General features: G+C 61.4%; 27 protein-coding genes. 12 read left to right on the top strand and 15 right to left on the bottom strand.

Annotated features, from left to right (window positions below):
* The first annotated feature begins 241 nt into the window (after window positions 1-241).
* Entirely contained in the window at window positions 242-1,249 is a 1,008-nt protein-coding gene (gene yejK / locus LU682_RS05185) for a nucleoid-associated protein YejK (protein WP_010952163.1), read from the top strand.
* Here the strand turns inward: yejK and LU682_RS05180 are convergent.
* The 4 genes from LU682_RS05180 to LU682_RS05165 all read right to left on the bottom strand — a co-directional run bounded on the left by LU682_RS05180 (window position 1,197) and on the right by LU682_RS05165 (window position 4,061).
* The gene (locus LU682_RS05180; protein ID WP_049586473.1) at window positions 1,197-1,538 is read right to left on the bottom strand and encodes a GIY-YIG nuclease family protein; all 342 of its coding nucleotides are present in this window, start codon (window positions 1,536-1,538) and stop codon (window positions 1,197-1,199) included. The two genes, yejK and LU682_RS05180, sit on opposite strands and share 53 nt — an antisense overlap.
* Window positions 1,531-2,007, bottom strand: coding sequence for a nuclear transport factor 2 family protein (locus tag LU682_RS05175; RefSeq protein ID WP_010952161.1), 477 nt, complete (start codon window positions 2,005-2,007; stop codon window positions 1,531-1,533). Before LU682_RS05175 ends, LU682_RS05180 begins: the two co-directional genes overlap by 8 nt.
* Before the next feature lie 109 nt (window positions 2,008-2,116).
* Window positions 2,117-3,397, bottom strand: coding sequence for a CynX/NimT family MFS transporter (locus LU682_RS05170; protein WP_049586471.1), 1,281 nt, complete (start codon window positions 3,395-3,397; stop codon window positions 2,117-2,119).
* Window positions 3,398-3,410: 13 nt separating this feature from the next.
* The gene (locus LU682_RS05165) at window positions 3,411-4,061 is read right to left on the bottom strand and encodes a FadR/GntR family transcriptional regulator (RefSeq protein ID WP_010952159.1); all 651 of its coding nucleotides are present in this window, start codon (window positions 4,059-4,061) and stop codon (window positions 3,411-3,413) included.
* Window positions 4,062-4,200: 139 nt separating this feature from the next.
* Between LU682_RS05165 and LU682_RS05160 the strand changes: the two genes are divergently transcribed.
* Window positions 4,201-5,385 carry an alkaline phosphatase family protein gene (locus LU682_RS05160; RefSeq protein WP_049586468.1) on the top strand — a complete coding sequence of 395 codons (1,185 nt, stop codon included), beginning with the start codon at window positions 4,201-4,203 and terminating at the stop codon, window positions 5,383-5,385.
* Between the two features lie 115 nt (window positions 5,386-5,500).
* On the opposite strand, the gene hisC is transcribed toward LU682_RS05160, so the two are convergent.
* The 10 genes from hisC to LU682_RS05110 form a co-directional block, all read right to left on the bottom strand.
* Complete coding sequence (gene hisC, locus LU682_RS05155; protein ID WP_060488967.1) at window positions 5,501-6,547, bottom strand: histidinol-phosphate transaminase; 1,047 nt, start codon at window positions 6,545-6,547, stop codon at window positions 5,501-5,503.
* A 2-nt stretch (window positions 6,548-6,549) separates the two neighbouring features.
* A complete protein-coding gene (hisD, locus tag LU682_RS05150) occupies window positions 6,550-7,875 on the bottom strand; it encodes a histidinol dehydrogenase (protein WP_010952156.1) in 1,326 nt (441 codons plus the stop codon).
* Window positions 7,876-8,161: 286 nt separating this feature from the next.
* Entirely contained in the window at window positions 8,162-8,797 is a 636-nt protein-coding gene (gene hisG / locus LU682_RS05145) for an ATP phosphoribosyltransferase (RefSeq protein WP_010952155.1), read from the bottom strand.
* Window positions 8,798-8,888: 91 nt separating this feature from the next.
* Window positions 8,889-10,154, bottom strand: a complete 1,266-nt coding sequence (gene murA, locus LU682_RS05140; RefSeq protein ID WP_003255119.1) for a UDP-N-acetylglucosamine 1-carboxyvinyltransferase — start codon at window positions 10,152-10,154, stop codon at window positions 8,889-8,891.
* A gap of 23 nt (window positions 10,155-10,177) precedes the next feature.
* Window positions 10,178-10,417: a BolA family protein gene (locus LU682_RS05135; RefSeq protein ID WP_003255121.1), complete on the bottom strand. Its 240-nt coding sequence runs from the start codon at window positions 10,415-10,417 to the stop codon at window positions 10,178-10,180.
* 117 nt (window positions 10,418-10,534) lie between these two features.
* Window positions 10,535-10,837, bottom strand: a complete 303-nt coding sequence (locus LU682_RS05130) for an STAS domain-containing protein (protein ID WP_010952154.1) — start codon at window positions 10,835-10,837, stop codon at window positions 10,535-10,537.
* Complete coding sequence (locus tag LU682_RS05125; RefSeq protein WP_010952153.1) at window positions 10,834-11,481, bottom strand: MlaC/ttg2D family ABC transporter substrate-binding protein; 648 nt, start codon at window positions 11,479-11,481, stop codon at window positions 10,834-10,836. Before LU682_RS05125 ends, LU682_RS05130 begins: the two co-directional genes overlap by 4 nt.
* Before the next feature lie 9 nt (window positions 11,482-11,490).
* A complete protein-coding gene (gene mlaD / locus LU682_RS05120; RefSeq protein WP_010952152.1) occupies window positions 11,491-11,976 on the bottom strand; it encodes an outer membrane lipid asymmetry maintenance protein MlaD in 486 nt (161 codons plus the stop codon).
* On the bottom strand, window positions 11,976-12,773 hold the full coding sequence (gene mlaE, locus LU682_RS05115) for a lipid asymmetry maintenance ABC transporter permease subunit MlaE (protein ID WP_020192840.1): 798 nt from the start codon (window positions 12,771-12,773) through the stop codon (window positions 11,976-11,978). Before mlaE ends, mlaD begins: the two co-directional genes overlap by 1 nt.
* Window positions 12,773-13,582 carry an ATP-binding cassette domain-containing protein gene (locus LU682_RS05110; protein ID WP_010952150.1) on the bottom strand — a complete coding sequence of 270 codons (810 nt, stop codon included), beginning with the start codon at window positions 13,580-13,582 and terminating at the stop codon, window positions 12,773-12,775. Before LU682_RS05110 ends, mlaE begins: the two co-directional genes overlap by 1 nt.
* Window positions 13,583-13,830: 248 nt before the next feature.
* On the opposite strand from LU682_RS05110, the gene LU682_RS05105 reads away from it, so the two are divergent.
* The 10 genes from LU682_RS05105 to LU682_RS05060 all read left to right on the top strand — a co-directional run bounded on the left by LU682_RS05105 (window position 13,831) and on the right by LU682_RS05060 (window position 20,842).
* Window positions 13,831-14,805 carry a KpsF/GutQ family sugar-phosphate isomerase gene (locus tag LU682_RS05105; RefSeq protein WP_010952149.1) on the top strand — a complete coding sequence of 325 codons (975 nt, stop codon included), beginning with the start codon at window positions 13,831-13,833 and terminating at the stop codon, window positions 14,803-14,805.
* A gap of 12 nt (window positions 14,806-14,817) precedes the next feature.
* A complete protein-coding gene (locus LU682_RS05100) occupies window positions 14,818-15,342 on the top strand; it encodes a KdsC family phosphatase (protein ID WP_010952148.1) in 525 nt (174 codons plus the stop codon).
* An 8-nt stretch (window positions 15,343-15,350) separates the two neighbouring features.
* Window positions 15,351-15,923: an LPS export ABC transporter periplasmic protein LptC gene (gene lptC, locus LU682_RS05095; protein ID WP_010952147.1), complete on the top strand. Its 573-nt coding sequence runs from the start codon at window positions 15,351-15,353 to the stop codon at window positions 15,921-15,923.
* On the top strand, window positions 15,910-16,434 hold the full coding sequence (gene lptA, locus LU682_RS05090; protein WP_003255131.1) for a lipopolysaccharide transport periplasmic protein LptA: 525 nt from the start codon (window positions 15,910-15,912) through the stop codon (window positions 16,432-16,434). The genes lptC and lptA overlap by 14 nt, the downstream gene beginning before the upstream one ends.
* Window positions 16,435-17,160, top strand: coding sequence for an LPS export ABC transporter ATP-binding protein (gene lptB / locus LU682_RS05085; RefSeq protein ID WP_010952146.1), 726 nt, complete (start codon window positions 16,435-16,437; stop codon window positions 17,158-17,160). It begins immediately after the preceding gene.
* Window positions 17,161-17,335: 175 nt separating this feature from the next.
* Entirely contained in the window at window positions 17,336-18,829 is a 1,494-nt protein-coding gene (locus tag LU682_RS05080) for an RNA polymerase factor sigma-54 (RefSeq protein ID WP_003255133.1), read from the top strand.
* 79 nt (window positions 18,830-18,908) lie between these two features.
* A complete protein-coding gene (gene hpf / locus LU682_RS05075; protein ID WP_003255135.1) occupies window positions 18,909-19,217 on the top strand; it encodes a ribosome hibernation-promoting factor, HPF/YfiA family in 309 nt (102 codons plus the stop codon).
* 12 nt (window positions 19,218-19,229) lie between these two features.
* Window positions 19,230-19,694, top strand: a complete 465-nt coding sequence (gene ptsN / locus LU682_RS05070; RefSeq protein WP_003255137.1) for a PTS IIA-like nitrogen regulatory protein PtsN — start codon at window positions 19,230-19,232, stop codon at window positions 19,692-19,694.
* 2 nt (window positions 19,695-19,696) lie between these two features.
* Entirely contained in the window at window positions 19,697-20,551 is an 855-nt protein-coding gene (gene rapZ, locus LU682_RS05065) for an RNase adapter RapZ (RefSeq protein WP_010952145.1), read from the top strand.
* Between the two features lie 18 nt (window positions 20,552-20,569).
* The gene (locus tag LU682_RS05060; protein ID WP_010952144.1) at window positions 20,570-20,842 is read left to right on the top strand and encodes an HPr family phosphocarrier protein; all 273 of its coding nucleotides are present in this window, start codon (window positions 20,570-20,572) and stop codon (window positions 20,840-20,842) included.
* Between the two features lie 27 nt (window positions 20,843-20,869).
* On the opposite strand, the gene LU682_RS05055 is transcribed toward LU682_RS05060, so the two are convergent.
* The gene (locus LU682_RS05055) at window positions 20,870-21,763 is read right to left on the bottom strand and encodes a ZIP family metal transporter (RefSeq protein WP_049586462.1); all 894 of its coding nucleotides are present in this window, start codon (window positions 21,761-21,763) and stop codon (window positions 20,870-20,872) included.
* Between the last annotated feature and the right edge of the window lie 9 nt (window positions 21,764-21,772).

Here is a 21,772-nt window from a genome sequence, read left to right as displayed (position 1 = left end):
CGACGACAGCATGCTGCCAGCAATGCGCACACGAGGGGCGCAAGACCGCGCAAAACTACCACATGAATGGATAAATATCCGCTTCGCACTTTGATTAAATGCAGGTTTTTCGGGGGTTTCAGCTGAAAACACACAGAATTGAACAAAAAACGAACAACCGACATATCTGCCAACATACGGCCACTGCATCACCTCAGGTCTAGGTTAAACTTGGCAACTTTTGCAGCTCGCCGAGAATTCCATGCCAATCCGTCATTGCATCGTTCACCTGATCGACAAAAAGCCCGATGGCAGCCCCGCCGTGCTGCATGCTCGCGACTCCGAACTGGCTGCCTCCGATGCCATCGAAAACCTCCTGGCCGACCTCAATGACAGCTACAACGCCAAGCAAGGCAAGGCCTGGGGCTTTTTCCACGGCGAATCGGGCGCCTACCCGCTGAGCGGCTGGCTGAAGCAGTACCTGGATGAAGAAAAAGACTTCACCGCCTTCAGCCGCGTGGCTGTCGAGCATCTGCAGAAGCTGATGGAAGAGTCCAACCTGTCCACCGGCGGCCACATCCTGTTTGCCCACTATCAGCAAGGCATGACCGAGTACCTGGCGATCGCCCTGCTGCACCATAGCGAAGGCGTGGCGGTGAATGCCCAGCTCGACGTGACCCCTTCCCGTCACCTCGACCTTGGCCAGCTGCACCTGGCAGCACGCATCAACCTGTCGGAGTGGAAGAACAACCAGAACTCCAGGCAGTATATTTCGTTCATCAAGGGCAAGAACGGCAAGAAGGTGTCGGATTACTTCCGCGACTTCATCGGCTGCCAGGAAGGCGTCGACGGCCCGGGCGAAACCCGCACCCTGCTCAAGGCCTTCAGCGATTTCGTCGAAAGCGAAGACCTGCCGGAAGAATCCGCCCGCGAAAAGACCCAGACCCTGGTCGAGTACGCCACCACCCAGACCAAGCTGGGCGAGCCGGTGACGCTCGAAGAGCTGTCCAGCCTGATCGACGAGGACCGCCCCAAAGCGTTCTACGACCACATCCGCAACAAGGACTACGGCCTGTCGCCGGAAATTCCTGCTGACAAACGCACCCTCAACCAGTTCCGCCGTTTCACCGGGCGTGCCGAGGGGCTGTCGATCAGCTTCGAGGCGCATCTGCTGGGGGACAAGGTGGAGTATGACGAAGCAGCGGGGACCTTGATCATCAAGGGGCTGCCGACAACCTTGGTGGATCAGCTGAAGCGCCGCAAGGACTGATTTCCCCCAAGCCGCCAAAGGAGGCCACCAGTGCCTCCTTCGCCGACTTGCGCAGCCGTTTCACCAACCGCTCCTGGCGCAGCGCCGCGCTCTTGTCCGGCCACTGCTCCACATACACCAGCGCCTGGGCCGGGCTGGTCTTGAAATAGCGGGCGCCCTGCCCTTTCTGATGCGCGGCGAACCGACGCTGCGGGTCATCGCTGATGCCGCAATACAACGAGCCATTGGCAGCCCTTACCAGATAGACAAACCAGGGCTTACCCATGGCAGGTTCGACGACTTCACTCACCCTGGGCCTGCTGGAATGCGCGCAACCCCTTGAATGCCTGCAGGCGGACCTTGTTCTGCATCAGCGGCGACCACCCCAGCAGCATTCCAGGAACACCCAACGCTTGCCGCGACCAGCGCCACAGGTCAAAGGTGTCGTCATGCTGGCAAATCAGCCCATCACGAATGACAAAGCGTGCCTGGATATCGTTGACCACAACACGGCCGGTCTGGCTGAACAGGTAGGTAGCCACCCAGTGCGCGCTGCCACTGTGCTCATCTGCGCGAATGCTGTCGAATGTCAGGGTGAAGTTCTTGGCGCGGGTGGTGAGCATCCGCCACATATCGCCTGCGTCCTTGCCGCGCAGGGTGCCGAACACCGGGTCGCTGAAAACGATATCGTCGCTGTAGCAGGCCAGCATGGCGTCGGCATCCAGGCGCTGGAAAGCCTGGTAGAAACGGGTGATCAGGGCGCGGTTGGCATCACTCATTGGGGGCTGGTCCGTCCTAGGTTCGAAAACTGCACGATAATCTGCCCCGGTGGCTTATGCCAGTCCCGCCCTCTTGGCAGGCACGAGGACGGGACTGCTAAAACAGGCCTCAGACTTTTTCGCAGGTCACCTGCACATGCAGCGCCCGCCCGGCACCCAGCCCGAACACCACGGCGCCAACGCCCAGCACCGCAAAAATCCAACCCAGTGCCGTCCAGCCGCCGGTCAGGTCATGCACCAGCCCCACCGCAAAAGGCCCCATCGAGGCCAGGGTATAACCCACCCCTTGGGCCATGCTCGACAAGTTCGCCGCCACGTGGGCGTCCTTCGAGCGCAGCACGATCAAGGTCAGCGCCAGGGCAAAGGTACCGCCCTGCCCCAGGCCCAGCACAATGGCCCACCCCCACAACCCGGAAAGTGGCGCATACAGGCAACCGAACAGCCCCGCCAGCGTGCCCGACATGACCACCACGATTGCCAGCCGCTGGTCCTTGCCGCGGGTGGCCAGCCAGGGGGCGCTGAGCGAACTGATCAACTGCACGATTACCGACCCTGACAGCACCAAACCTGCCTCGGTAGGGGTGAGGCCGCGGCCGATCAGGATCGATGGCAACCAACCGAACACGATGTAAGCCAGTGATGACTGCAGGCCCATATACAGGGTCACCTGCCAGGCCAGTGGGTCACGCCACAAGCCTCGCACGCGATAGGCCACCTTGTGCAGCCCATGCCCCTGACGGGCCTGTGGCAGCCACACCAGCATGGCCAGCAAAGCCGGCAGCACCCAGAAGCCCAACCCCAGTGCCCAGCTGCCGTCGAAATGCTGGGCCAAAGGTACGGTGGCACCTGCGGCCATGGCCGCGCCCAGGCATAACGCCATGGTGTATACACCGGTCAGCGTGCCAGCGTGCTGTGGAAAGTCGCGCTTGACGATACCGGGTAACAATACGCCGATAATGCCGATGCTGGCCCCCGCCATCAGGCTGCCGAGGAACACCCCGATTGCCCCAAAGGTACTTCGTACCACGAGGCCAAGTGCCAGGGTGAGGAGGATGCCAAGAATCACCCGCTCGCTGCCAAAGCGCCGCGCCAGCACCGGCGCCAAGGGAGCAAACAGGCCCAGGCAGAGCACCGGCAAGGTGGTCAGCAAGCCAGCCTGCGAAGCATTCAGCCCCAAGCCTTCAGATACTTGGCCCAGCACCGGCGCCATGCTCGACAATGCCGGGCGCAGGTTCAAGGCCACCAGCACCAGGCCCAGCAGCAACAGCCAGGGCCGCCGCAACACCACAGCCTGCTGCTGGACCTGTTCGTCGTCAGCTTCAGCGTCGATCAGCAGCTCATCGAGATCCCGCTCGTTCGACGGGGAATTACGGGTGATGGATTCAGCCATGGCCTTCTCGGTCTCAGGATTCAATGAGGATACGGGTCAGGCGCTTGGCCCGTTCAGCGTCACGTTGCTCGATGGCGTCGAGGATCTGCCCATGCAAGTCGAACGTGGCCTGGCAGCGCGGAACGGTGGCCATATTGTGTTGCAGAGCGGCAGCCACGACCCCGGAAAAGTAACGGTACAGCTCGCTTAATGCCGGGTTGTGGGCGGCATCGACCAGCCGCTGGTGGAACACCAGGTCGCAGGCCACATAGGCATCGACATCGCCGTGAAAATGCCCGGCACTGCCTTCCAGGGCATCCCGTAGCGCTTGCAGGTCGGCATCGGTACGGCGCAAGGCCGCCAGCCCGACGGCCTCCGCCTCGAGAATATGGCGGGTTTCACGGGCCTGCTCGGGCGTACACCGGGACATCGCGTGCACCGCCTGCAGCGGGTCCTGGGCAGTGCGCAGGTAGCTGCCGTCGCCCTGGCGAATTTCCACCAGGCCACTGAACGCCAGCACGCGCATGGCCTCACGCACGGTGTTGCGGCTGATGCCCAGCTGCAAGGCAAGCTCTGGCTCGGTAGGCAGGCGCTGACCGACCTGCCAATCGCCCAACACGATGCATTCGCGCATGCGCTCTACCGCCAACTCCACCAGGGAGCGCTTGGTCAGCTCTGTATTCATGCCACTCAACCAATCATCCGACGAATTGAGGCAGCTTACTGGATTGCAGGCAAAGAGGTAAACCACCTGGTATTTCTGCCAGTTGTGGGCATGCCACTTTGTTGCAACGCTCGCTGCGTGCTTTCAAGGATGCGACCCCATGCGACTGGCAAGTTTGCTGTTATTGCTGTTCCTGGCCCTGCAGCCGGGCTGTGACCCGGCCCGGCACCCGAGCCGCCCTAAAACCTTGCTCATCGGCCTTGACGGCGTGCAATTGCAGCAGTACCTGCAATTGGGCGATGCGACCAACCTGAAACAGCGGCTGCACTACGGCAAGGCTTACGCCGGGGGGATCAATGGTAAAGCCAGCGAGCAACCCACCTTGAGCGGCCCAGGCTGGATCACTTTGCTGACCGGCGTGTGGAGCGACAAGCATGGCGTTGAATCGGACGACGACTCGCAACGGATAAACCCGGCGTTTCCTAGCCTGTTCAAGCGGCTACGCCTGGCCTACCCCAATGCCTACCTCTCCAGCATCGTCAACTGGTCGCCCATCAACACGGCATTTCTGCTGGAGGACGCCCATGGCGCCGATGTACGCGAAAGTGGCTTGCCAGATGAACAGGTGATCGAACGAACGTTGCAGATCCTCGGCGACACACCCGCTGATTTCACGTTCATTCAACTGGACGAACCTGACCAGATTGGCCATCACAGGGGTTATGGTGAGCGCTATGCGCAGGCGTTGCGCAAGGCCGACAGCGAGATCGGACGGCTATTGGACAAGGTAGACCAGCGGCGTCGCATGTTCCCACAGGAAGACTGGCTGGTACTCGTCAGTACCAACCATGGCCGGGACTATTGGGGCAAAGGCCATGGCGGCGCTTCGGAGCAGGAAAAGAGCATTTTCATCGCCAGCAACAAACCGTTGAATCAGGAACTGACCGAGCTGAGCATTCCTGTGGAAATGCCTGGGCCCGGCGGTCTGTACGGGCTTCCCGCGCAGACCTCGGTAGCGCCCACGGTGCTGCGCCACATGGGCCTCAAGCTGCAGCCGGAATGGCTATTGGACGGCACGCCTTTACTGGGTGATACCGGCGTGCGCAAGGCGCGGGCAGATGAAAACAAAGGACGGCTACGCTGGAACAGTAACGCCAAGGGTTATCTGACCATTATCAAGAACGGCCATGTGGTTGCCCAGGTTGCGGCCAGAGACGAGCAATGGACCGATCCGGAGGGGATGGACAAGCAGAACGATTATGCACTGGTACTGGATGGTACACCGGCGGCAGTGCGCAACAGGCCGGCAGCCAAGCCGTTTGTAATCGAAGACCGCCGCTATTGAGCCCCCCGGTAGGAGCGGGTTCACCCGCGAATGGGCCGGGCCTGCTGGCCAATTTCCACCGACCGTTCGCCGCTGCCGCCGCTATCGTATTCGCGGGTAAACCCGCTCCTACACGTCAGCTCAACGCATCCAGCAGTGCCTGGTTCATTTCCGGCGTACCGATGGTAATCCGCAGGAACTGGGCAATACGCGGCTGCTTGAAGTGACGCACGATCACGTCCTGCTCGCGCAAGCGTGCCGCCAGCTCGCCGGCATCCTGCTGCGGGTGGCGGGCGAAGATGAAGTTGGCAGCCGACGGCAGCACCTCAAAACCCTTGGCCTGCAGCTGACCGACCAACACCTCGCGGCTGTCTATTACCTTGCGGCAGGTTTCCTCGAAGTACTCACGGTCTTCGAACGCCACCGCCGCGCCGACGATAGCTGCACGGTCCAGTGGATAGGAGTTGAAGCTGTTCTTGATCCGCTCCAACGCCTCGATCAGGTCCGGATGCCCCACCGCCAGGCCCACTCGTAGCCCCGCCAGCGAGCGCGACTTCGACAGCGTCTGGGTAACCAGCAGGTTATCGTAGCGGTCCACCAGGCTGATCGCCGTTTCACCACCGAAATCGATGTAAGCCTCATCCACCACCACCACCGAATCACGGTTGGCCTGCAGCAACTCCTCCACCGCCTGCAACGGCATCAGGCAACCGGTCGGCGCGTTGGGGTTGGGGAAGATGATGCCAGCGTTGGGCTTTTTGTAGTCCTCAATGCGGATCTGGAACTGCTCATCCAGCGCCACCTGTTCGAAGGCAATGCCGTACAGGCCACAGTAGACCGGGTAGAAGCTGTAGCTGATGTCCGGGAACAGCAGCGGCGCATCGTGCTGGAACAGGCCGTGGAAGATGTGCGCCAGCACCTCGTCCGAGCCGTTGCCGACAAACACCTGCGCCGGGGTCACGCCGTAGTACTCGGCCACCGCTTGCTTGAGACGGTCACCGTTCGGGTCCGGGTACAGGCGCAGGTTATCGTTCAGCTCGCCGCGCATGGCCTCCAGCGCCTTGGGCGACGGGCCATAGGGGTTTTCGTTGGTGTTCAGCTTGACCAGGCGGGCCAGCTTGGGTTGCTCGCCCGGCACGTAAGGCACCAGGTCCTTGACGAAGGGGCTCCAGAATCGACTCATGCTCAGTTCCCCTTCTCTTGGGTCAAAATACGGTATTCAGCGCTGCGGGCGTGGGCGGTCAGCGACTCGCCACGGGCCAGGACCGAGGCAGTGTGGCCCAGTTCGGACGCGCCCTGTTCGGAGCAGAAGATGATCGACGAACGCTTCTGGAAGTCATACACCCCCAGCGGCGACGAAAAACGCGCGGTACCTGAAGTGGGCAGCACGTGGTTAGGGCCAGCGCAGTAATCGCCCAGCGCTTCGCTGGTGTGGCGGCCCATGAAGATCGCGCCAGCGTGACGAATGTGTGGCAGCCAGGCTTGAGGGTCGGCCACCGACAGCTCCAGGTGCTCCGGTGCGATGCGGTTGGCCACGTCCATGGCCTGCTGCATGTCACGCACCTGGATCAGCGCACCACGGCCATTGATCGACTTCTCGATGATATCGGCACGTTCCATGGTCGGCATCAGCTTGTCGATGCTGGCAGCCACGCGATCGAGGAAAGCAGCATCCGGGCTGACCAGGATGGCCTGGGCGTCTTCGTCGTGCTCGGCCTGGGAGAACAGGTCCATGGCGATCCAGTCCGGGTCGGTCTGGCCGTCGCACACCACGAGAATTTCCGAGGGGCCGGCGATCATGTCAATGCCTACCTGGCCGAACACGTGGCGCTTGGCGGTGGCAACGTAGATGTTGCCCGGGCCGACGATCTTGTCCACCTGCGGCACGCTTTCAGTCCCGTAGGCCAGCGCAGCCACGGCCTGGGCGCCACCGACGGTGAACACCCGGTCGACACCAGCGATGCAGGCAGCCGCCAGTACCAGCTCGTTGACCTCACCCCGCGGGGTCGGCACCACCATCACCACTTCAGTCACGCCGGCAACCTTGGCCGGGATGGCGTTCATCAGCACCGACGACGGGTACGACGCCTTGCCGCCCGGCACATACAGGCCAGCACGGTCCAGCGGGGTGACCTTCTGGCCGAGCACGGTGCCGTCGGCCTCGGTGTACTGCCAGGAATCCTGCTTCTGCCGCTCGTGATAAATGCGCACACGGTTGGCGGCCTTTTCCAGGGCCTCGCGCTGGACCGGGGTAATACGGGTCAGCGCCAGTTCCAGGCGCGCGCGATCGAGGATCAGGTCGTCAATCGACTTGGCGTCAACACCATCGAAACGCTGGGTGAATTCCACCAGCGCCGCATCACCGCGTTCACGCACGGCCTTGATGATGTCGAGCACGCGCTGATTGACCGCGTCATCGGACACACTTTCCCAGCTCAGCAGATGATCCAGATGTCGGGCGAAATCCGGATCAGCGGCGTTGAGACGGGCAATTGCAGTGGACACGGTCATGGCGAGGGCCTCGTAATATTAGCGAATGCTCAGGCGCCCTAGGGGATTGTGCGAAAAGTGCCTGCGCGACGATCATGCTACGTTAAAAACAGGCTCGGTATGCTCATTTGCAACCAGCAAAGTCGGGCGCGACCCCGGCCGTTCCTCGCCTGTTTTCGTTCTTGCATGATCGCCGCTCGGCGACTTTTCGCACTATCCCAAGCTACCAGTCCATCCGCGCGGGCACCCGAGAAAAATGGCTATGACGCGGATAGACGGGCGCGACAGCGAAGGTCGCGCGCAGGAGTCAACCGCGGTGTCGCGATTCGACCGCTGCACGCAGCGTGTCGATCAGGCTCTGGATACGGGCGTGCTGCATTTTCATGGAGGCTTTGTTGACCACCAGGCGAGAGCTGATCGTGGCGATCAGTTCCTGGGGTTCCAGGCCGTTGGCACGCAGGGTGTTGCCGGTGTCGACCACGTCGATGATCTTGTCGGCAAGGTTGATCAGCGGCGCCAGCTCCATCGAGCCATACAGCTTGATGATGTCGACCTGGCGACCTTGTTCGGCATAGTAACGCTTGGCTACGTTGACGAACTTGGTGGCCACACGCAGGCGCCCCTTGGGCTCGGCTGCGCCGACTACGCCCGCGGTCATCAGCTTGCATTGGGCAATCTGCAGGTCCAGGGGCTCATACAGGCCCTGGCCGCCGTACTCCATCAGCACGTCCTTGCCGGCCACACCCAGGTCGGCAGCGCCATGCTCGACATAGGTCGGCACGTCGGTGGCACGCACGATCAGCAGGCGTACATCGTCCTGCGTGGTGGGGATGATCAGTTTGCGGCTCTTGTCCGGGTTTTCGGTCGGCACGATGCCGGCCTCGGCGAGCAACGGCAAGGTATCGTCGAGAATACGGCCTTTGGAAAGCGCGATGGTCAACATTGGAACGTCGGTCCTTAAGCGGCTGCTGCCGGCCAGGTCATCGACCTGGCCGCATTCAATTCAAAAGGTGCGTCCTTGCACCCGCGGGGTACTAGCCCGGTACGCGGCGGATTTTCGCGCCGAGCATCTGCAGTTTTTCCTCGATGCATTCGTAACCACGGTCGATGTGGTAGATGCGATCGATCAGGGTATCGCCTTCGGCAACCAGCGCCGACAGCACCAGGCTGGCGGAAGCACGCAGGTCGGTGGCCATGACCGGGGCACCCTTCAGCGCCTTGACGCCAGTGACGATGGCGGTGTTGCCTTCAACCTGGATCTGCGCGCCCATGCGGTGCATTTCGTAAACATGCATGAAGCGGTTTTCGAAGATGGTCTCGATCACCGCGCCAGTGCCTTCGGCAATGGCATTCAGCGAGATGAACTGCGCCTGCATGTCGGTCGGGAACGCCGGATACGGGGCAGTACGCAGGTTGACGGCTTTCGGCCGCTTGCCATGCATGTCCAGTTCGATCCAGTCTTCGCCGGTGTTGATGTCGGCACCCGCTTCCTTGAGCTTTTCAAGCACGGCTTCAAGGATGGTAGGGTCGGTGTCCTTGACCTTGACGCGGCCACCGGTCACGGCAGCGGCAACCAGGTAGGTACCGGTCTCGATGCGGTCCGGCATCACGCGGTAATTGGCCGAATCCAGTCGTTCGACACCATCGATGGTGATGGTGTCGGTACCGGCGCCCTGAATGTTCCCGCCCATGGCGTTGATGAAGTTGGCCAGGTCGACCACTTCAGGCTCACGCGCGGCGTTCTGCAACACGCTGCGGCCCTTGGCCAAGGCAGCGGCCATCATGATGTTCTCGGTACCGGTCACGCTGACGGTGTCGAAGAAGAAGTGCGCGCCGCGCAGGCCACCTTCAGGCGCCTTGGCCTTGATGTAGCCGCCTTCCACTTCGATCTTCGCCCCCATGGCCTCAAGGCCACGGATGTGCAGATCGACCGGACGCGAACCAATGGCGCAACCGCCAGGCAGGGCCACTTCGGCCTCGCCGAAACGGGCAACCATCGGGCCCAGCACCAGGATCGAGGCGCGCATGGTCTTGACCAGCTCGTACGGCGCGACCAGGGTCTTGATGGTGCGTGGATCAATCTCCACCGACAGCTTTTCGTCGATCACAGGCTCGATGCCCATGCGCCCGAACAGCTCGATCATGGTGGTGATGTCGTGCAGGTGCGGCAGGTTGCCCACGGTGACCGGGCCATCGGCCAGCAGGGTGGCTGCCAGAATCGGCAGGGCTGCGTTTTTCGCGCCCGAAATGCGGATCTCGCCGTCAAGGCGAGCGCCGCCAGTAATAATCAGTTTGTCCATTGGAGTCTCGCCGCCAAGTTGGCTCAGGTGCGCTCAGCCCAGGCTGCGCTGCTGAAAAATTTCATGGTTACCGCATGGATGCTGCCATTGGCGATCCACGGATTCAGGTGAGCATAGATCGCCTGCTGGCGTTTGACCGGACTCAGGCCAGCCAACTCGTCGCTGATCACGTTCAACTGGAAGTTGCAGCCTTCGCCTTCAACTTCGACCCGGGAACCCGGCAATTTCTCTTCAAGGAAGCTTTTAACTTCTACGGCCTGCATGCTCAACCTCAATCGGCGCCCGATGCGCACGGGTCGGCCATCATACAAAAAAGCCCCTCGCCTGCGAAGCCCAACGAAGGCTTCGCTGACCGAGGGGCCATCATCCGTGCCTGGCCACTAGCTTGCCAGCACTTCATCGAGATCATAGACCTCGGCAATTTCCCGCATATCATCAGGCATGCCACGCACCTCGCACGCCTTGCCAGTGGCCTGAGCATCCCGCATGTACGCCAGCAGTAGCGACAGGCCAACACTCGACGACTTCTCGACAGCCGAGCAATCAAGCACCAGTCGCGGCTCGCGCGAGCCATCGATCAGCACCTTGCCTTGCTTGCGCAAGGCCGGGCCGCTGCGGTAGTCCAGCACGCCAGTCAGACGCAGCACGCCTGGCTCTGCCATGCTTACAGCGGCCTCACTCATTTGACGCTCTTCTCTGGCGAGTTGTCGGCAGCCTGCTTGGCCTTGGCCACTTCGCCGGCCCAGCCGTCGATGGTCTTGTCCAGGTCATTGCCGTTGCGCTGCATGGCATCGGCGAACTGGTCACGGAACAGCTTGCCGATGTTGATGCCGTTGACGATCACGTTACGCACCTTCCACTCGCCGCCAATGTTCTCCAGGGTGTACTGCACGGGGTACACGGCACCGTTGTTGCCGGTAACCTTCATGCCGACACTGGCGCGCTTGCCGTCATCGGCTTTAGCCGGGTCGACAGTGATGCCCTGGTTATTGTATTCGAGCAAGGCATTGCCATAGAACTGCATCAGGCTGCGCTTGAAGTTTTCCTGGAAGCGCTGCATCTGCTCCGGGGTCGCCTTGCGCGAGTACTTCACGGTCATGATGCTGCGCGAGATACCGTCGGCATCCACCACCGGGCCGAGAATGCGGTTGAGCGAGTCATAGAAGGCGTTGGGGTTGGACTTGTACTGCTCCTTGTTGGCCTTGAGGTCGCCGAGCAGTTCATTGGTGGTGCTTTGAACCACTTCGTGCGGTGTCTGCACAGCCAGGGCCAGCAGGGGGAAGGCCGCCAGCAGCACCAGCAGGCCACGTCGCAGGATCGAAATCATGGGTACTCCTTAATTAGCCGGTTGCGCTTCTTTCGGTTCCTTGCCAACAGAGTTGAGCAGGAACTTGCCAATCAGATCCTCCAGCACCAGTGCCGACTGTGTGTCATGGATGGTTGCACCATCCTTGAGCACTTCGTCTTCACCGCCAACGCTGATGCCGATGTACTTCTCACCAAGCAAACCGGCGGTCAGGATCGAGGCAGTGGAGTCGGTCGGCAGGTTATCGACCGACTTGTCCAGCTGCAACGTCACCCGACCGGTGTAGGAATCACGGTCCAGATCGATGGCGGTAACCTTGCCGATGGTCACACCGGCCATGGTCACTTTAGCTCTGACCGTCAAACCGGCGATATTGTCGAAGTAAGCATAAACTTTATAGGTATCGCTGCTCGGGCTGGCCGACAGCCCGCTGACACGCAGGGCCAGCAGCAGCAGCGCCAGGATCCCGGCCAGGAGGAACAGGCCGACACCGATTTCCAGGGTGCGGTTTTGCATCAGAAATCTCCAAACATCAAGGCGGTCAGAATAAAGTCCAGACCCAGCACTGCCAACGAGGCATAGACCACGGTCTTGGTGGTTGCACGGCTGATCCCTTCTGAGGTGGGCTCACAGTCGTACCCCTGGAATACGGCGATCCAGGTCGAGACGAAAGCAAACACCACGCTCTTGACCAGCCCGTTGAGCACGTCGTCAGTGAAAGAAACACTGTTCTGCATGTTGGCCCAGAACGAGCCCTCGTAGACACCCAGCCAGTCCACCGCCACCCACGAGCCACCCCAGATACCGACCACGCTGAAGATCAGCGCCAGCAGCGGCAGCGAGATGAAACCGGCCCACAGGCGTGGCGCAACGATGTACTTGAGCGGGTCGACACCGATCATTTCCAGGCTCGACAACTGCTCGGTGGACTTCATGTTGCCGATTTCGGCGGTCAGCGCGGAACCGGCACGCCCGGCGAACAGCAACGCCGTTACCACCGGGCCAAGTTCACGCAGCAGGGTCAGGGCGACCATCTGCCCTACCGCCTGCTCCGAGCCGTACTTGGTCAGGATGCTGTAGCCCTGCAGCGCCAGCACCATGCCGATGAACACACCGGACACGACGACGATCGCCAGCGACAGCACACCCACCGAGTACAACTGCTTGGTCAGCAGCTGGAAGCCGCCGCCAATACCACCGCGACCGACCAGCGCATGGAACAGGAACAGGCACGAACGCCCGAGCACGGCCAGCACGTCGATTGCCGAGCGGCCCAGCAGGCGGACACGCTCGAGTAAGGATTTTCTGCGCATCAACGCGCCCCCAGCAGGTCGGCGCGGTAGTCAGGCGCGGGAAAGTGGAAGGGAACCGGGCCATCCGGGTCGCCTTTCATGAATTGGCGGATCCGTGGATTGTCCGACCCCATCAGCTCATCAGGCGTCCCCTGGCCCAGCACCTGGCCGTCACCTACAACGTAGATGTAGTCGGCGATGCTGGCAGTTTCTGCCAGGTCATGGGAAACCACGATGCTGGTGATGCCCAGGGCATCGTTGAGCAGGCGAATCAGGCGCACCAGTACCCCCATGGCGATCGGGTCCTGGCCGACGAACGGTTCGTCGTACATGAGGATCTGCGGGTCCAGGGCAATCGCCCGGGCCAGCGCCACACGGCGCTTCATGCCACCGGACAGCTCGTCGGGCATCAGGTCGATGGCACCGCGCAGGCCCACGGCCTGCAGCTTCATCAACACGATGTCACGGATCATTTCGTCCGACAGCTGAGTATGCACGCGCAACGGGAACGCGACGTTCTCGAACACATCGAGGTCGGTGAACAACGCGCCGCTCTGGAACAGCACGCCCATCTGCTTTCGGGCGTCGAACAGGTCGCTGCGCGACAGCGTCGGCAGGTTCTGCCCGGCAACCCATACCTCACCGCTCGAGGGGCGCAACTGTGCGCCCATCAGGCGGAGCAACGTGGTCTTGCCGCACCCCGATGGCCCCATGATGCCGGTGACCTTGCCGCGCGGGATGCTGATGTCCACGTTGCTGAAAATGCTGCGCGAACCACGTTTGAAGGTTACTCCCTTCAACTCGACCGCGTAGGCGCTATCCACACTCATCTAGACTCCTTGCTAATGCAGCCTCGTCCTAATGGACGCCGGCCTCCATCTGGAAGGCACACGCACCCCTGACAGGCCGAATAGCGGCGAACTATAGCACCGCTGACAGCCCCGCCCCAAGGCCGGACAAGCAGTCGTTCAGCCCCGGGACAGGCTTTGGTGGTATTCACTGCAACAATCGAGGAGGTGAGGGTTTTCATCATTGCGCGTATAATCGTCGCCCTTTCATCAGGCATTGCTTTTTCGACATGAGCCAATCCAGCGAGCTGATCCAATCCGCCCAACGCACTCTGCGCCTGGAACTCGAGGCCGTAGAGGCCCTTTTGGCGCGCATCGACGACAATTTCGTCAAAGCCTGCGAACTGATTCTGGCCAGCAAGGGCCGGGTCGTCGTGGTCGGCATGGGCAAGTCCGGGCACATCGGCAACAAGATCGCCGCGACCCTGGCCAGCACCGGCACACCGGCGTTTTTCGTGCATCCGGCCGAAGCCAGCCATGGCGACATGGGCATGATCACCCGTGATGATGTCATCCTTGCGCTGTCGAACTCCGGCAGCACCGCCGAAATCGTCACCCTGCTGCCGTTCATCAAGCGCCTTGGCATCAAGCTGATCAGCCTGACCGGCAACCCGGACTCGCCGCTGGCCCAGGCCGCCGAGGTCAACCTTGACGCACGTGTCGAACAAGAGGCCTGCCCGCTGAACCTGGCCCCCACCTCCTCCACCACGGCAGCGCTGGTACTGGGCGACGCCTTGGCCATCGCCTTGCTCGAAGCCCGCGGCTTCACCGCCGAGGACTTCGCCTTCTCGCACCCGGGAGGCGCGCTGGGCCGCCGCCTGCTGCTGAAGGTCGAGAACGTGATGCACGCCGGCGACGACCTGCCTCAAGTACCACGCGGCACCCTGCTCAAGGACGCGCTGCTGGAAATGTCCCACAAAGGTTTGGGCATGACCGTGATCGTCGAAGCCGATGGCAAACTGGCCGGGATCTTCACCGACGGTGACCTGCGCCGCAGCCTGGACCGCAATATCGATGTGCACACCACCCTGATCGACCAGGTCATGACCGTTCATGGCAAGACTGCGCGTGCCGACATGCTCGCCGCCGAAGCCCTGAAGATAATGGAAGACCACAAGATCAACGCCCTGGTGGTGGTGGACCGTGAAGACCGCCCGACCGGCGCCCTGAACATGCATGACCTGCTGCGCGCCGGCGTAATGTAAAGGAGCGATGGAATGAACCAGGACCTCATGCAACGCGGCAAAGGCATCAAGCTGGCAGTGTTCGACGTGGACGGCGTGCTCACCGACGGGCGCCTGTACTTCCTCGAGGATGGCAGCGAATTCAAGACGTTCAATACCCTCGACGGCCAGGGCATCAAGATGCTCATGGCCTCGGGCGTGACCACCGCGATCATCAGCGGGCGCAAGACCCCCGTGGTCGAACGCCGGGCCAGGAACCTCGGTATCCCGCACCTCTACCAAGGCCGGGAGGACAAATTGGTGGTGCTTGACGGCCTGCTCGCCGAACTGGGCCTAAGCTATGATCAAGTGGCTTACCTGGGCGACGACCTGCCCGACCTGCCGGTGATTCGCCGGGTGGCTCTGGGCATGGCCGTAGCCAACGCCGCACCGTTCGTACGCCAGCACGCCCACGGCGTGACCCAGGCACGTGGCGGCGAAGGCGCGGCCCGTGAATTCTGCGAAATGATCATGCAGGCCCAGGGCACCCTGGACTCTGCCAACGCCAACTACCTGTAAGGCTGCCCATGCTCAGCAAGAAAGCCCGAAACATTGTGCTGCTGGGGGCGATAGCCGCCCTGTTGGTAGCCATTGGCTACTGGAATGTCAGCCCGGAGAGCTTCCTCGACAAGCCCGTGACCCAGGTCGACGAAAGCGCCATCGATTACTACGCGATCAACGCCCACAGCGTGCAGTTCCTGCCCGACGGCAAGCTGCAATACGAAATGACCGCCGACAGGATCGAACACCTCAAGACCAGCGAAATCACCCAGGTGACCACACCGGACCTGCACCTGTACCGCGGCACCGAGTACCCGTGGCATGTGCAGAGCACGCGCGCCGAGGTCAATCCTGACGGTACCGAGGTCGAACTGATCGACAAGGTGCGGATTGCCCGCACCGATGAAAAGCAGCGTGAAACCATCATCACCAGCTCACGCATGACCGTGTTCCCGCAGAAGCAATATGCGCAGACCGAGCAAGCCGTTAGAATCGACGGCGCCGGAGGCACCACTACGGGCAAAGGCATGAAAGCGTATTTGAAAGAAGGCAAGATGGACTTGCTCTCTAACGTAAGAGGACAGTATGAGGCTCGTTAAAACCCTCCCCCTTTTGCTCAGCCTGAGCGCAGCACTGGGAAGCGCGAGCGCCCTCGCCCTGCCGAACGACCGTGACCAGCCTATCCGCATCCAGGCCGACAACGCTCACCTGGATGACAAGCAAGGCGTGGCCACTTACACCGGCGACGTGATCATCACTCAGGGTTCTATGATGATCAAAGGCAACACCGTGACCATTACCCGCTCCGCCTCTGGCGATATCGACGTAGTGACCTCGGTGGGCAACCTGGCCTACTTCGAGCAGCAGCAGAGCGCAGCCAAGCCGGACAAGATGAAAGGCTGGGGCGTAACCATCCAGTACCAGTCGCAGAAGGACTTGGTCATTCTCACCGACCGCGCCAAGGTCGAGAGCGAAGGCAATACCACCGAAGGCGAAAAGATCGTCTACAACACCCAGACCCAGGTGGCGACCGCCGGTCGCGGTGGCAATGTGACAACACCCCGTCAGCGCATCGACATGGTGATCCAGCCCAAGAAGAAGGCCGAGTAAATGGCAACCCTCAAAGCCCAGCACCTGGCAAAGAGCTACAAGGGGCGGCAGGTAGTACGTGATGTCAGCCTGTCTATCGACAGCGGCCAGATCGTCGGCCTGCTCGGCCCCAACGGCGCCGGCAAGACCACTTGCTTCTACATGATTGTCGGGCTGGTCCAGGCCGAACAGGGCCGGGTACTGATCGACAACCTCGATGTCAGCCACCAGCCCATGCACGGCCGCGCCCGTGCCGGAATCGGCTACCTGCCGCAGGAAGCCTCGATCTTCCGCAAGCTGTCGGTCGCCGACAACATCATGGCCATCCTCGAGACCCGCAAGGACCTCGATCGGGACGGCCGCCGCAAAGAGCTGGAAAGCCTGCTGCAGGAGTTCCACATCAGCCACATCCGGGACAACCTCGGCATGAGCCTGTCTGGTGGTGAACGCCGCCGCGTCGAAATTGCGCGCGCCCTGGCGACCGCACCCAAGTTCATCCTGCTGGACGAACCGTTCGCCGGTGTCGACCCGATTTCGGTCGGCGACATCAAGCAGATCATCCACCACCTCAAGGCCAAAGGTATCGGCGTACTGATTACCGACCACAACGTGCGTGAAACCCTGGACATCTGCGAAACCGCTTATATCGTCAACGATGGCCGACTGATCGCCGAAGGTGACGCTGAAACCATCCTGGCAAACGAACTGGTCAAAGAAGTTTACCTGGGTCACGAGTTCCGCCTCTGACCCGGCACGCGCCTGAAGTACTGGCAAACAGCCCTGAAACTGCGGGTAAAGTTGTTACTGTACTCTAGGCAAACGCTACAATTTAAGGCATAAAACTTGCTTGATCTGGCGCTTCGGCGCCCTCGTGTAGTGGATGGCGCATGCGCGCCGGCGAACAAGGTATTAAGCCCCTGCCATGAAACCATCGCTCGTCCTAAAAATGGGCCAGCAACTGACGATGACACCTCAGTTGCAACAGGCCATCCGCCTGCTCCAGCTTTCTACCCTGGACCTCCAACAGGAAATCCAGGAAGCGCTGGAGTCGAACCCGATGCTCGAACGTCAGGAAGACGGCGAAGACTTCGACAACAGCGACCCGATGGCCGACAACGCCGAGAACAAGCCGGCCGCCGAAGTTCAGGACAACAGTTTCCAGGAAAGCACCGTCAGCGCCGACAACCTGGAAGACGGTGAGTGGAGCGAGCGCATCCCCAACGAGCTCCCGGTCGATACCGCTTGGGAAGACATCTACCAGACCAGCGCCAGCAGCCTGCCGAGCAACGATGACGACGAATGGGACTTCACCACGCGCACATCGGCCGGCGAAAGCCTGCAAAGCCACCTGCTGTGGCAGTTGAACCTGGCACCGATGTCCGACACCGACCGCTTGATTGCCGTGACCCTGATCGACAGCATCAACGGCCAGGGCTACCTGGAAGACACACTCGAAGAAATCTGCGCCGGTTTCGACCCGGAGCTGGATATCGAACTGGACGAGGTCGAAGCGGTACTGCACCGCATCCAGCAGTTCGAGCCGGCTGGCGTTGGCGCCCGCAACCTCGGCGAATGCCTGTTGCTGCAACTGCGCCAGCTGCCCGCTACAACTCCGTGGATGACCGAAGCCAAGCGCCTGGTCACCGATTTCATCGACCTGCTCGGCAGCCGTGACTACAGCCAGCTGATGCGGCGGATGAAAATCAAGGAAGACGAGCTGCGCCAGGTCATCGAACTGGTGCAAAGCCTTAACCCGCGCCCTGGTTCGCAGATCGAGTCCAGCGAGCCCGAGTACGTGGTGCCCGACGTCATCGTGCGCAAGGACAGCGACCGTTGGCTGGTAGAACTGAACCAGGAAGCCATCCCACGCCTGCGCGTCAACCCACAATACGCCGGCTTCGTGCGCCGTGCCGACACCAGCGCCGACAACACCTTCATGCGCAACCAGCTGCAGGAAGCGCGCTGGTTCATCAAGAGCCTGCAAAGCCGTAACGAAACCCTGATGAAGGTTGCCACGCAGATCGTCGAGCACCAGCGCGGCTTCCTCGACCACGGCGACGAAGCGATGAAGCCGTTGGTACTGCATGACATTGCCGAAGCCGTAGGCATGCACGAATCGACCATTTCGCGGGTTACCACGCAGAAATACATGCACACCCCGCGTGGCATCTACGAACTGAAATACTTTTTCTCCAGCCATGTCAGCACCTCCGAAGGCGGAGAATGCTCGTCCACGGCGATCCGCGCGATCATCAAGAAACTGGTTGCGGCGGAAAATCAGAAAAAGCCATTGAGTGACAGCAAGATCGCTGGTTTACTGGAGGCACAAGGCATCCAGGTAGCCCGTCGCACCGTCGCCAAGTACCGCGAGTCCCTCGGCATCGCACCGTCGAGCGAACGCAAGCGACTGATGTAGCCCCTGAGATGTGCCACAGCGTTTTCGTGGCAGGTGCAAGACCTGCCTCTTTATGCACGGGCAACAAAGGAGAAGCTGTATGCAAGTCAATATCAGTGGACAGCATGTAGAAGTCACCCAGCCACTGCGCGATTACGTGCTTGAAAAGCTCGCCCGCGTGGAGAGTCACTTCGACAAGATCACCAACGTGCAGGTAATCATGAAAGTCGAGAAGCTTCAGCAGAAGGTCGAGGCGACCCTGCAGATTCCCGGCGGCGAAGTGGTAGCCAACGCCGAACACGAAGACATGTATGCAGCGATCGACGCCTTGGCCGACAAGCTCGACCGCCAACTGAAAAAACACAAGGAAAAACAGCAAAGCCTGCTGCAAGGTGCAGCTGCCCGCTGATCCCCCTCATCCATGATCCGACTTGAAACCATCCTGACCCCCGGCCGTTCCCTCGTGAACGTGCCGGGAGGCAGCAAGAAGCGCGCCCTGGAAAAGGTCGCCACTGTCATCGCCGACCAAGTGCCAGAACTGGAGATGCAGGACGTCTTCGAAAAACTGGTAGCCCGGGAAAAGCTCGGTTCTACCGGTTTCGGCAATGGCATCGCCATCCCACACTGCCGGCTTGAAGGATGCTCCGCGCCAGTCAGCGCCCTGCTGCACCTGGAAGCGCCTATCGATTACGACGCCATCGATGGCGCGCCGGTGGACCTGCTGTTTGTGCTGCTGGTACCCGAAGCGGCCACCGATGCCCACCTTGAACTTCTGCGTCAGATCGCCAGCATGCTCGATCGCAAGGAGGTCCGTGATCGACTGCGTGCGGCCACCAGCAACGAGGCCCTGTTCCAGGTTGTCCTGGACGTACAGAACGAGCACTGAACATGCGCCTGATCATCGTCAGCGGCCGGTCCGGCTCCGGCAAGAGCACCGCCCTCGATGTCCTGGAAGACAGCGGTTTCTATTGCATCGACAATCTGCCCGCCGGGCTACTGCCGCAGTTGGCGGAAAATGCACTGATCAACACCGAATTGCTGCAGCCCAAGGTGGCGGTTTCGATCGACGCGCGCAACCTGCCCAGCCACCTGATGCGTTTTCCCGAGCTGCTTGAAGAAGCCCGCGCACGGCACATCCAGTGCGACGTGTTGTACCTGGATGCCGATGAAGAGGTCCTTCTCAAGCGTTTCTCGGAAACCCGCAGGCGGCACCCCCTGACCAACGCCAACCGCTCGCTCGCGGAAGCGATCCGCGTGGAAAGCGACTTGTTGGGGCCAATTGCCGACCTGGCCGACCTGAAGATCGACACCACCAATCTGAACCTGTACCAGTTGCGTGACTCGATCAAGCTGCGCCTGCTCAACCAGCCCGAGCCTGGCACAGCGTTTCTGGTCGAGTCGTTCGGGTTCAAACGGGGCATGCCGGTCGACGCCGACCTGGTTTTTGACGTGCGCTGCCTGCCCAACCCCTACTGGAAACCGGAACTGCGTGAGCACTCGGGCCTCGATCAACCCGTGATCGACTACCTGGCCGCACAACCGGATGTCGAAGATATGTACAACGACATCTCCAGCTACCTGCTCAAATGGTTGCCCCGCTTCGCTGCCAGCAACCGCGCCTACGTAACCATTGCCATCGGCTGCACCGGCGGACATCACCGTTCGGTGTACATCACCGAGCGCCTTGGTCGACAGCTGCAGCAAACCCTGAAAAACGTCCAGGTCCGCCATCGCGACCTCTAGCCCAAGGATCCGCCCCAGATGCCCGCCCGCGAAATCACCATCATCAACAAGCTGGGTCTGCATGCCCGGGCGGCAGCCAAGTTCGTCGGTGTGGCCGGCCGCTTCCCCTGCCAGGTACGGGTGGGTCGCGCCCCGGACAAGCTGGTGGATGGCAAGAGCATCATGGCGGTGATGATGCTGGCCGCAGGCAAAGGCACCCAGGTGCACCTGCATACCGAGGGCGAGCAGGACAGCGACGCCATGGACGCGCTGGTCGAGCTGATCAACAATTTCTTTGACGAAGGCGAATAGGCCTCGCAAACCTGCGCTTGCACCAGGTCAGGACATCGCGGTATCCATCACCATCATCAGACAGAAGCCTGTACACAGCCCAAGGCTGGCCAGACGATGATGGCCGTTGCTGCGCGATTCGGGGATGATTTCCTGGGTGACCACCAGCAACATCGCCCCCGCTGCACAGGCCAGCCCCAGCGGCAGCAGCAGTTCGGCAACATTCACCAGCCAGGCACAGATCAACGCCGCCAGCGGCTCGACCAAGCCTGAGGCTGCGCCGATCAGGAAGGCCTTGAAGCGCGGCATGCCCGCCCCTGCCAGCACCAGCGCGATCACCAGCCCCTCAGGCACATCCTGCAAGGCAATGCCCATGGCCAGGCTGTCGGCGTCGGCCATGCCACCCCCGGCCGACACACCAATGGCCATACCTTCGGGGATGTTGTGGGCAATGATGGCAATCACGAACAGCCAGATGCGCGCTGCAATCACCGGTTGGTTTGCCGTGCCCACCAGCGCTTCCGGCGAAGCCCAGGATACCTTGAGGTCGACCAGGAACAGGCACAACGCCCCGAACATCAGGCCAAAACTGACCAGGCCACCTGCCCCCCAAGGGCTGAAGCCAATAGACTGAGCCGCCGCCAGGCCCGGCATGATCAGGGAAAACGCGGTGGCCGCCAGCATCACGCCAGCACCGAAGCCCAACAGCGTATCCGCCAGCGCCACGGGCATATTGCGAATGACCAGTACCGGTACTGCGCCCAGTGCCGTACCCAGTGCGCATAAAGCACCGCCCTCCAGGGCGCGCAGCATGCGCGGGTCGAGGTCTAACCAGGCGAGGCCGCGCGCCACCAGTAACGCGGCGCCAGCCAGCAAAAGCAAAGTACCAAGCGCCAGGCGGAACAGGCGCACACTGCTGACAGACATCACCTCAGAGCGCATACCGATCCG

The sequence above is a fragment of the Pseudomonas alloputida genome, assembly GCF_021283545.2.
GTDB classification, from domain to species: Bacteria; Pseudomonadota; Gammaproteobacteria; order Pseudomonadales; family Pseudomonadaceae; genus Aquipseudomonas; species Aquipseudomonas alloputida.
The sequence above is the reverse complement of the archived record's forward strand: the minus strand, read 5'-3'. Positions and strand labels throughout refer to the sequence as shown.